Annotated in this window: 7 protein-coding genes; all 7 read left to right on the top strand. The window is 59.7% G+C overall.

Going from position 1 to position 8,660, the window contains the following annotated elements; genetic code table 11:
• Positions 1-569 precede the first annotated feature (569 nt).
• The 7 genes from DT23_RS15015 to DT23_RS14985 all read left to right on the top strand — a co-directional run bounded on the left by DT23_RS15015 (position 570) and on the right by DT23_RS14985 (position 8,524).
• Entirely contained in the window at positions 570-1,673 is a 1,104-nt protein-coding gene (locus DT23_RS15015; RefSeq protein WP_038132517.1) for a transporter substrate-binding protein, read from the top strand.
• Positions 1,670-2,278, top strand: coding sequence for an ANTAR domain-containing response regulator (locus tag DT23_RS15010; protein ID WP_038132515.1), 609 nt, complete (start codon positions 1,670-1,672; stop codon positions 2,276-2,278). Before DT23_RS15015 ends, DT23_RS15010 begins: the two co-directional genes overlap by 4 nt.
• Positions 2,256-3,143 (top strand): ABC transporter permease, encoded by an 888-nt coding sequence (locus DT23_RS15005; RefSeq protein WP_038132522.1) that lies wholly within the window; start codon positions 2,256-2,258, stop codon positions 3,141-3,143. Before DT23_RS15010 ends, DT23_RS15005 begins: the two co-directional genes overlap by 23 nt.
• A complete protein-coding gene (locus tag DT23_RS15000; protein WP_038132514.1) occupies positions 3,143-4,063 on the top strand; it encodes an ABC transporter permease in 921 nt (306 codons plus the stop codon). The genes DT23_RS15005 and DT23_RS15000 overlap by 1 nt, the downstream gene beginning before the upstream one ends.
• 73 nt (positions 4,064-4,136) lie before the next feature.
• Positions 4,137-5,762, top strand: a complete 1,626-nt coding sequence (locus DT23_RS14995) for an ABC transporter substrate-binding protein (protein ID WP_038132520.1) — start codon at positions 4,137-4,139, stop codon at positions 5,760-5,762.
• A gap of 6 nt (positions 5,763-5,768) precedes the next feature.
• Positions 5,769-6,728, top strand: a complete 960-nt coding sequence (locus DT23_RS14990) for an acetamidase/formamidase family protein (protein WP_038132513.1) — start codon at positions 5,769-5,771, stop codon at positions 6,726-6,728.
• On the top strand, positions 6,725-8,524 hold the full coding sequence (locus tag DT23_RS14985) for an ABC transporter ATP-binding protein (protein ID WP_038132512.1): 1,800 nt from the start codon (positions 6,725-6,727) through the stop codon (positions 8,522-8,524). Before DT23_RS14990 ends, DT23_RS14985 begins: the two co-directional genes overlap by 4 nt.
• Positions 8,525-8,660 lie beyond the last annotated feature (136 nt).

The raw sequence follows: 8,660 nt of genomic DNA, 5'->3' as shown, positions 1-8,660 counted from the left end.
CATCAAACCGTGGGATCAAACAGCTAGTCTTTTTTGGTGACGAACTGAACTCTGCATTGCTCGCGAAACGCGTGCTCTAGTGCATCAGGACGATTCTGATTGCTCGCAGCGTCGAGCAGTGAACTCCAACCTTCGCGCCACAAGAACTCGCCAAGAGGACGCAATCCCAGCCAGCACGAAATCTGTTAAATAATAGACATCACAGGCGCGGCAGAGTTTACCGTATGAGGGCTTTGCGGATGTGTCTGGAAGGGTAGCGTCCCAGCGCGTGGTGTAATTCCTACGGTAGCGTGGGCTGAGTGGTGCGCAGTTTGACGGGTCGGCATTTGATGCAAAAATAACCATATCAGATTAAAAATTATGCAATTGCGCTATTTTCTCTCATGCAGGCGCAACTTACACACTCGTTTGTGATTTTGCCCCTTGTTTCCGGGCTTACCGAAGTGGCACGCTAGGAACACATCGGAAAGGTCCGAACGGCATTTGCGCCTCGCTTTGACACCGCTTTTTAGCGGTTCGTCAGCGGGGCGTTTTGCATTTTCGGGGTTTCGACAAGTCGAAGGAACGTCATGAAAGAACGCATTGAACTGGGTTTGCTTTACTCGCGATCGGGAAGCTATTCGCTGATCTCCGAGGCCTGTCGCAGCGGTGTTCTGGGTGCGATCGCCAAGATCAACGCCGATCCCGATATGCCGCTTAGCTTCGTTGCTGTCGAGCGCGACCCACAGGGTAATGCCGATGCTTACGGCCCGCTTTGCGAGGAAATTTTGCGCGACAGTTCGGCGCGTCACGTGATCGGCTGCGTTACCTCATGGAGCCGCAAAGAGGTAATCCCGACCCTTGAACGCGCAGGCGGCACTCTGTGGTATACGATTCCTTACGAGGGGTTCGAGGCCTCCGATCACGTGGTTTACACCCATGCCTGCCCGAACCAGCACCTGTTGCCGCTGCTGGGCTGGGCCTTTGCGCGGCTGGGGCGGCGGGGCTACCTGATGGGGTCGAATTACATCTGGGGCTGGGAGATGAACCGCCTCGCACGTGAGGTGATTTCGGGTGCGGGCGGCGAGGTGCTGGGCGAGCGTTACCTGCCGCTCGGCGCGCTGGAGATCGAGCGCCTGATTGCCGAGATCCGCGCCACACGTCCCGATTTCGTGCTCAACAATCTAATTGGTCCGTCGCAATACGCGTTCCTTGAGGCTTATTACCGTCTGGGTCAGGAGGATGCGCATTTCCGCCCCGAGACGTGTCCGATCCTGTCGTGCAACCTGACCGAATGCGAATTGCCCGCGATCCACCCCGATGCCGCCGAAGGGCTGGTGGCGGCGGGACCGTATTTTCGTGGCGTGCAGGGCTGGCCCGATGGCGGGCAGAATTTTGGCTCTTCGCATGAGGCGGCTGCCTATTTAGCGGTGCATCGGCTGGTGCGCTTGCTGTCGGGACATGCAGGGGCGGCGCGGGAAAGCCTGTCGCAGCTTTTGGCCCATGCGCCCGGCGGCAGTGAAGGGATCGATCTGGCGACCCATCACACGCAGTTGCCCGTGCTGATCGCGCAGGTCGAAAAAGGTGCATTCGTCCCACGTGAACGCTTTGCGCCGGTGGCGGGCGATCCTTACCTCGCACATGGGCGCGAGGCGATCTTGCAAGGGGCTTCGGGCCTGCGGGTGGTGTCATGACGCGGCGCATCCAAATTCCGGTTCTGGGCGGGGCGCGCGCATATGTGCTGCACCGCCCCCACCCGATGCTGCAAGCGCTCGAACGCCAATTGCGCGCAATCGGTCTGGAGGTGGTTCAGTGCTGGCCCGAACTGCCTGCCGAAGCGCTGTCGGCAGATTTCGTCTTTTTTGATGCCGATCAAGGGTATGACGCGCAATTTCCCTGGGCAACAGGGCAAAGCCCGATGCCGATGATTGCGCTGATCGGCTCCGAAGCGCCCGGGCGCATCGAGTGGTCTCTTGAGGCGGGCGCACATGCGCAGCTACTCAAACCTGTGGGCGATGGCGGGGCCTATTCGGCGCTCCTGATTGCGCGCATCGCCTTTGAGGCGCGCCAGTCCTTATCTGCTGAAATCGCCGATCTACGCCGCCGCCTTGATGAGCGCCAAACCGTCGTGCGTGCCGTCACGTTGCTCGCCGCACGCGGCAAATCCGAGTCCGAGGCCTATGACCAGTTACGTCAGATGGCGATGGCGTGGCGCGTGAGTTTTGAAGATGGTGCGCGCCGCGTTGTCGCCAGCCACGATGCGCAAGGGGGTGCAAATGACCGATCTGACCTTGGCTAAGGGCGCGGCTGGACCGCAAAGCGCTTGGCGTCGTTTGTTGGGACGCAAGCTGGCCCTGTTGGGGTTGGTGCTGATTGCGGTCGTCGTCGGCGGCGCGATTTTTGCGCCGTGGATCGCGCCCTATCAGCCGCAAGAACAAATGTTTGATGGGCTCACGCTGCAAGGCGCGCCGATGCCGCCGGGGGCGCAGTTTTGGCTGGGCACTGATTTGTTGGGGCGCGATCTGTTCTCGCGTATCCTGTATGGCGCGCGCACCTCGCTGATTATCGGAGTGGTGGCTAATGGGCTGGCGTTGATCATCGGCACCTTGATTGGCGTCACAGCGGGTTATTTTCGCGGCTGGATTGGCGCGGTTCTGATGCGGTTCACCGATTTGATGATGGCGTTTCCGGCGCTATTGCTGGCAATTTGTCTTGCGGCGATTTTCACACCTTCTTTGTGGATCGTGGCGATGGTGATTGCGTTGGTAAACTGGGTGCAAACGGCGCGTGTGGTCTATACCGAGACCTCGGCGCTGGCCGAGCGCGAATTCGTCGCTGCCGAAAAGACGCTGGGCGCAGGAACGGCGCGCATTCTGTTTCGCCATATCCTGCCCCACCTCGTGCCGATGATCATCGTCTGGGGCACACTCGGGATTTCGACGACGGTGCTGCTGGAAGCGACGCTCAGCTACCTTGGTGTCGGAGTGCAGCCGCCCACGCCAAGCTGGGGTAATATCATCTTTGAAAATCAGACCTATTTTCAGGCCGCACCCTGGCTCGTGTTCATTCCGGGTGCCGCGATCCTGTTGCTGGCGCTGGCCTTCAACCTTGTGGGCGATGCGCTGCGTGATGTGCTTGATCCAACACAAAGGGGGCGTTCGTAATGCTGGCCTATCTAGCCCGCCGCCTGATCCAGGCTGCGCTGATCCTGCTGGGGGTGTCGTTTATCACCTTCTTCCTGCTTTACGTGCTGCCCGCCGATCCTGTGCGCCAGATTGCCGGACGGTCCGCCACCGCGCAAACCGTGGAAAATATCCGCCATCAACTGGGGCTCGATCAACCGTTCGTGGTGCAATACTGGCGCTATCTGGTCGGTCTGGTGCAGGGCGATATGGGGCGCAGCTACTTGCAAAAAACGGATGTCGCTACGCTGATCATGGCACGCTTGCCGGCAACGCTGTTGTTGATGCTGGGCGCTATCGTGGCTGAGCTGGTGATCGGTTTGACACTGGGTATCATAGCCGCAATCCGGCGTGGCGGCGCGTTGGATCAGACGCTGATGATCACCTCTTTCGTGGCGGTGTCGGCGCCGCAATTCGTGGTTGGTCTGTTGCTGCTCTATGTCTTTGCCGTCAAGCTAAGCTGGTTCCCAATCGGCGGTTATGGCAGCTTTTCCAATCTCGTGTTACCCGCATTGACGCTTGGGATCATGGGGTCGGGTTGGTATAGCCGGATGATGCGATCCAGCATGATCGACGTGCTGCGCTCGGATTATATCCGCACCGCACGCGCCAAGGGGCTGCGCCGTTCGCGCGTGCTGGTGCTGCACGCCATGCCTAACGCCATTTTGCCCATTATTGCGATGATCGGCATTGATATCGGCATCTTCATGTCGGGCATCGTCGTCGTCGAAAGCGTCTTTGGTTGGCCGGGCATTGGCCAGCTTGCGTGGCAGGCGATCCAACGCGTGGATATCCCGATCATCATGGGCGTCACGCTGGTTTCGGCCTGCGCCATCGTGCTGGGCAACCTGATTGCCGATATGATCACCCCTTTCATCGATCCGCGCATCAAACTGCGCTGATCGCAACCCGACCCCGGCAAAACGGGGCAAGACTGCAAGAAACGTTCAACAGACGGAGAGAAAAATGAGCCTGATGAAAACTATGCTGACGACAAGCGCACTGGCGGTGTCGCTGTCCTTCGCCGGTGCCGCGCTGGCGCAAGACTACCAGCCCGACCCCAATGCCAAGCCCGGCGGCAATATCATCATCACCTACAAGGATGACGTGGCCACGCTTGATCCCGCGATTGGTTATGACTGGCAGAACTGGTCGATGATCAAATCGCTGTTTGACGGGCTGATGGACTATGTTCCCGGCACGACCGAGCTGCGTCCGGGGCTGGCCGATAGCTACGACGTTTCCGATGACGGCATGACCTTTATCTTCCATCTGCGTCCGGGCGTGACATTCCATAACGGTCGCGAAATGACGGCCGAGGATGTGAAATACTCGCTGGACCGCGTCACCAACCCGGTCACGCAATCCCCCGGCGCGGGCTTCTTTGCCTCGATCATGGGCTATGACGCGATGGCGGATGGGTCGGCCAGTGAACTTAGCGGTGTCGAAGTGGTGGACCCGGCGACTGTCAAGATCACGCTCAGCCGTCGCGATGCGACCTTTCTGCATGTGATGGCGCTGAATTTCGCCTCTATCGTGCCGAAAGAGGCGGTCGAGGAGTGGGGGACCGATTTCGGTAAACATCCCGTGGGCACCGGCGCCTATAAGCTGGCGAATTGGACCATCGGCCAGCAGCTCGTCTTTGCCAAGAATACCGAATACTGGCGTGCAGGCGTGCCCTATCTCGACCAGATCACCTTTGAAGTCGGTCAGGAGCCTATCGTGGCGCTGTTGCGCCTGCAAAAAGGTGAAGTCGACGTTCCCGGCGACGGTATCCCGCCCGCGAAATTCGAAGAGGTGATGTCGAACCCCGCCGAAAAAGCGCGTGTGGTCGAGGGCGGTCAGCTGCAAACCGGCTATATCACGCTCAACGTCAAGACGCCGCCCTTTGACAATCTCAAGGTGCGCGAAGCGGTCAACATGGCGATCAACAAACAGCGTATCACCCAGATGATCAACGGGCGTGCGATCCCGGCCAACCAACCGCTGCCGCCCACGATGCCTGGCTATAGCAAGGATTACAAAGGCTATGCGTTTGACGCCGATGCGGCCAAGGCACTGCTGGCCGAGGCGGGATTTGCCGATGGGTTCTCGACCGAGCTTTATGTGATGAACACCGATCCCAACCCGCGCATCGCGCAAGCTATCCAGCAGGATCTGAAAGCTATCGGTGTCAGTGCCGACATCAAGTCGCTGGCGCAGGCCAATGTGATCGAAGCCGGTGGTGCGGGCAAAGCGCCGATGATCTGGTCGGGCGGCATGGCCTGGATTGCCGACTTCCCCGATCCTTCGAACTTCTATGGCCCGATCCTGGGCTGTGCGGGCGCGGGTGAGGGCGGCTGGAACTGGTCCAAGTTCTGCGACCCCGAGATCGACGCCGAGGCCACCAAGGCCGACAGCTACACTGATCCCGCCAACCCCGAGCGTCTGGCGATGTGGTCGGATGTTTATGAGAAAGTGATGGAGCAAGCCCCCTGGGTGCCCGTTTTCAACGAGCAGCGCTACACGATGAAATCTGAACGGATGGGCGGGGATGACAGCTTGTATGTCGATCCGGTCTCGATTCCGGTCAACTATGATTATGTTTATGTGACGAAGTGAGACACCATGTGCAAAGCTTGTGACTACACGATCCACGGCGCACAACACCATTTCGGTTGGGACAATTCGCTTGTCCCGGCCGAGACGGTGGCCCCGGGATCGACTATCGAATTTCACTGCCATGACAGCTCGGCTGGCCAGCTTGGCCCGTCTTCGACTGTGGCCGATGTTGCAACGCTGGATTTCGGCAAGATCAACCCGGTATCCGGGCCGATCTATATTGACGGCGCCAAGCCCGGCGATGTTCTGAAAGTGACAATCGACAGCTTTACCCCGCGTGAGGCCGAGGGCTCCGCTTGGGGCTGGACGGCAAATATTCCCGGCTTCGGGCTGTTGGCCGATCAGTTCACCGACCCGGCGCTGACGATCTGGAAATATAACGCCGCATCGCCTGATAAGGCGCTGTGGGGAAGTGAGGGGAAGGTTCCACTCAAGCCGTTTTGCGGCACCATCGGCGTCGCGCCTGCCGATGCGGGGCTGCTTTCCATCGTGCCGCCGCGCCGGGTCGGGGGTAACCTTGATATCCGCGATCTTGCGGCAGGCACCACGCTGTATTTGCCCGTTGAGGTCGACGGCGCGCTGTTCTCCGTTGGGGACACCCACGCCGCGCAAGGCGACGGCGAGGTCTGCGGCACCGCGATTGAAAGCCCGATGAACACGGTCCTCAGCTTTGATTTGATCAAGAACGAGCCGCTGAAATTCCCCCGCTTCACCACGCCGGGCCCGGTCACGCGTCATCTTGACAGCGCGGGCTATGAGGTCACGACGGGCATTGGTCCCGATCTGATGTCTGCAGCGCGCGACGCGGTGGCGGGCATGGTCGATCTGCTGTGTGCGCAGCGCGGCATGGCGCCGGTGGATGCTTATATGCTGGTCTCGACTTGTGGCGATCTGCGGATCTCCGAAATCGTCGACATGCCCAACTGGGTCGTCAGCTTCTACTTCCCGAGATGTGTCTTCGAATGAACCAGACCCCTACAGTTCAGTCTGAGGCCGTATCGGCCTCAGAAGCCGCCCCGACCGTTCTAAAGGTTTCGGGGTTGACGATTTCCGTGCGCGCCGAGGGTGTCGAGCGAGCCTTGGTCAGTGATCTGAGCTTTACCCTTGCGCGCGGCGAAACCATCGCCATCGCGGGCGAAAGCGGATCTGGCAAGTCTCTGACATCGCTTGCGATCATGGGGCTGTTACCGCCACCTGCGTTGCGCGTCAGTGCCGGGTCGATCAGGCTCAATGGCACCGATCTGACGGCGCTGCCCGAGACCAAAATGCGCGCCATTCGCGGCGATCGCATCGCGATGATTTTTCAAGAACCGATGACCTCCCTCAATCCGGTGCTGAGCATTGGACTACAATTGACCGAGGCCATTCGCGCCCACGAACCGGTCTCGAAGAGCGAGGCCGCGACACGCGCGCTTGAGGCGCTCAAAGCGGTGCGCATTTCCGAGCCGGAGCGCAGGATGTCCCAATACCCGCATGAATTGTCCGGCGGTATGCGTCAGCGGGTGATGATTGCAATGGCGCTCGCCTTGCGTCCCGATGTGCTTATTGCTGACGAACCCACAACGGCGCTTGATGTGACCGTGCAGCGCGAGGTGCTAGACCTTTTACGTGATCTGCAGCGCGAAATGGGCACCGCGATTATCCTGATCACCCATGACATGGGCGTGGTGGCCGAGATGGCCGAGCGGGTGATTGTCATGCAGCAGGGCCGCGCTGTTGAACAAGGTGCGGTGAACGATATTTTCGCCACCCCGCGCGCCCAATATACCCGCGATCTTCTGGCCGCCGTGCCGCGCATGGGCGATGGTAGCGGGGCCGGTTCAGCCGATGCGCAAACGGATATCGTGGCCAGCCTGCGTGATGTGCAAGTGCGCTTTGACATTTGTGGCGGGATCTTGTCGCGGGTCACGCACCGGGTGCATGCGGTTGAAAATGTCAGCTTTGATATTCGCGCGGGCGAAACGTTTTCGCTTGTCGGCGAGTCAGGCTGTGGGAAATCCACCATTGCCAAAGCGCTTGTCGGACTGGTGCCGCATCAGGGTCGTATCGAGGTGGCGGGCCATACGTTGGGTGGGCTAAACGGCAAGGACATGAAAGCGTTACGGCGCGATGTTCAAATCGTTTTTCAAGACCCGATGGCGGCGCTGGACCCGCGTATGCGGGTGGGCGATCTGGTGGCCGAGCCGTTGGTTATTCATGATATCGCCACCCCCGAGCAACGCCGCGCTCGCGTGGCAGAATTGTTTGAACGCGTCGGTCTGACACCAGATCACCTTGATCGCTACCCTCACGAGTTCTCCGGCGGTCAGCGCCAGCGCATCTGCATCGCGCGCGCCCTCGCGCTGCAACCCAAGCTGATCATCGCTGATGAAAGCGTCTCGGCGCTGGATGTGTCCGTGCAGGCGCGGGTGCTTGATCTCCTTGAGGCGCTTAAGGGCGAATTTGGCATCGCTTATCTGTTTATCAGCCACGATATGGCGGTGGTCGAGAATATCTCGGACCGGGTGGCGGTGATGTATATGGGACAGATCGTCGAAATGGGCACGCGGGCGCAGGTTTTTGGCGATCCGCGCCATTCCTATACCAAGCGCCTAATGGCTGCGGTTCCGGTGCCCGATCCGACCTATTCTCGCCCGCCCGTTGCGCGTCTTGCCTCAGAAATCCCAAGCCCGATTTACAAGTTGGGTGCCAGTCCCGCGCGGATGGCGTTGCGCAATGTCGGTAACGGGCATCTGGTCGCTGACGCGCTTGTAGGTGGCTGAGCAAACGCCCTGTTATGCGTTTGCTCGGCGAGGAACATCATTCTGGATGAATTCGATCAAAAGCCGAACCAGTTGCGATCAGTGGGGCGTTGTTGCGCAAATCATTGATCGGGGAACGGTCCCCTTTCCCGTGGCC

The sequence above is a fragment of the Thioclava indica genome, assembly GCF_000714545.1.
Classification (GTDB): Bacteria; Pseudomonadota; Alphaproteobacteria; order Rhodobacterales; family Rhodobacteraceae; genus Thioclava; species Thioclava indica.
The sequence above is the reverse complement of the archived record's forward strand: the minus strand, read 5'-3'. Positions and strand labels throughout refer to the sequence as shown.

Bases quoted from the DNA above. Each gene is read 5' to 3' on its own strand.
- DT23_RS15015 (WP_038132517.1), top strand. From the start codon at position 570: ATGAAAGAACGCATTGAACTGGGTTTGCTTTACTCGCGATCGGGAAGC.
- DT23_RS15010 (WP_038132515.1), top strand. From the start codon at position 1,670: ATGACGCGGCGCATCCAAATTCCGGTTCTGGGCGGGGCGCGCGCATAT.
- DT23_RS15005 (WP_038132522.1), top strand. From the start codon at position 2,256: ATGACCGATCTGACCTTGGCTAAGGGCGCGGCTGGACCGCAAAGCGCT.
- DT23_RS15000 (WP_038132514.1), top strand. From the start codon at position 3,143: ATGCTGGCCTATCTAGCCCGCCGCCTGATCCAGGCTGCGCTGATCCTG.
- DT23_RS14995 (WP_038132520.1), top strand. From the start codon at position 4,137: ATGAAAACTATGCTGACGACAAGCGCACTGGCGGTGTCGCTGTCCTTC.
- DT23_RS14990 (WP_038132513.1), top strand. From the start codon at position 5,769: ATGTGCAAAGCTTGTGACTACACGATCCACGGCGCACAACACCATTTC.
- DT23_RS14985 (WP_038132512.1), top strand. From the start codon at position 6,725: ATGAACCAGACCCCTACAGTTCAGTCTGAGGCCGTATCGGCCTCAGAA.